Source organism: Actinomadura geliboluensis, from assembly GCF_005889745.1.
GTDB lineage: Bacteria > Actinomycetota > Actinomycetes > Streptosporangiales > Streptosporangiaceae > Spirillospora > Spirillospora geliboluensis.
Genome location: NZ_VCKZ01000716.1, coordinates 1 through 1,675 on the forward strand (window position 1 = coordinate 1; position 1,675 = coordinate 1,675).

Below are 1,675 nucleotides of genomic sequence, written 5' to 3' on the forward strand. Positions count from 1 at the left end.
CTCGGGCACCGGCGCGACCGGCTGGTCGGCGCCGGCCCCGGCGCGCTCGGCGGCCATGTGGGCGCGGGCGGCCTTGATGATGTCCCACGCCGACAGCTCGTCGGTGGAGGGCGGGGTGTGCATCGCCGGGGACGTCAGCTCCGCCGCGACCGCCTGCGGCACCGCGAACCCCGTCGCCGGCGGCGCGACCTGCGCCAGCCGGCACCACGTCAGCCCGAGGGTGTAGGTGGTGGCCAGCAGCGCGGCCAGGGCGTCGGCGTCGTCGCCGCGCAGCGCCTCGGGCAGCCGCCCCTCGCGCGGCCACAGCTCCCGCAGCGGGCTGGCCGGATCCGACAGCACGGACTGCAGCGTGCGGACGCTGTCGGGGTCCAGCCACCGCTGCAGCGCCGGCAGCGCGCCCGGCGCCGCCTGCAGGTCGGCGGCCAGCACCGCGATGCCCGCGCGGCGGACCTCGTCGTGGCCGCGGCCCGGCGCCGACGGGCGCGGCCCGGTCAGCCCCGCGACGATCTGCTGCAGGTCGTACAGGGCCAGCCGCAGGTACTCCCCGGGCGCGGTGTCGCGCAGCATCGGGGTGGCGTACTCGGCGGGGCAGCGGCGCCGCCACTCCTGCAGGACGGCGTCGGGCCCGTACCGGACGGTCGCCATGTCCTGCCCGACCATCCGCAGCGACGCCGCCGTCACCGCGGCCAGCGCGTCGGCGCCCGGCCGGAACCGGGGATCGGCCTGCAGGCCCGCGGCGACCTCGTACATCACGCGGGCGACATGGGCGGCGCCGCCGCCGTCGCCGGCGCCGAGCCGGTGGATGTAGTAGCCGGCCAGGGTGGCGAAGTCGGGCGGCATCATCCAGTGCAGCCGGTCGGCGGAGGTGGTCAGGAACGGGATGAACGACTCGATCAGCGGGTGCTCGGTCAGCGCGACCGGCGACCCCGCGCACCACAGCAGCGCCCCCCACGCGGCGGCGACCGTGCTGGGGGTGCCCGGCTGGAACATCGGGTCGCGGTGGGCGAACTGCTGCGGGTTCACCGCCAGCGCGGTGGTGAGGGCCTGGGAGATCCGCGCCACCACGGCGGTGTCGGGCACCGGCCCGAGGAACCCCGGCGAGGCCACCCGGCCCGCCGCGAGGTCGGGGCCGGTGGGGAACAGCTGCGGCGGGACCGGCGGGGTCCCGGCGCCCTGCGGCGCGGGCACCGCGACGCGGCGGTCCTCGAACGCCGCCGGCGGCGGGCAGGGGTGCCAGCTGCCGTCCAGGCCGCACCGGTACCAGCGGCCCCACGCCCCGTACAGCCACCACTCGCCGGCGCCCCACAGCATCCGCGCGGCGACCTGGGCCGCGCGGTCGGCGGGCTGGGCGGTCTGCCACCACGGGGAGGCCACCAGTTCGCGCACGTTGCCCTCGACCGAGGCGAACAGGTCGCCGCTCGGGCCGCCTCCGGTTCCGCCGGGCCCCGCCCCGGCCGCCTGCCAGCTCATCCGGCGAATAGTAGTCGCCCGGTGCGGACCGTCCGGCATCGCGGGAGTTACGGGCCGGTATCCTCCCCTCGGCATGTAAGGACTGTTCTGGCAGGATGCTGCTTAGCCCGCCGGATGCGGGCGCGTGCGGGCGGATTCAGGCGGATTCGAGCGGATTCCAGCGGGGCGGCGGAGAGGGCGGCGCGCATGGCGGTGGGCGCGGGGT

At 77.7% G+C, this 1,675-nt stretch carries 1 protein-coding gene; it reads right to left on the bottom strand.

Going from position 1 to position 1,675, the window contains the following annotated elements; all coding sequences use genetic code 11:
- Window positions 1-1,470, bottom strand: a 1,470-nt coding sequence (locus ETD96_RS43785) for a hypothetical protein (protein ID WP_138642353.1), incomplete at its 3' end; no start/stop codon positions are given.
- Between the last annotated feature and the right edge of the window lie 205 nt (window positions 1,471-1,675).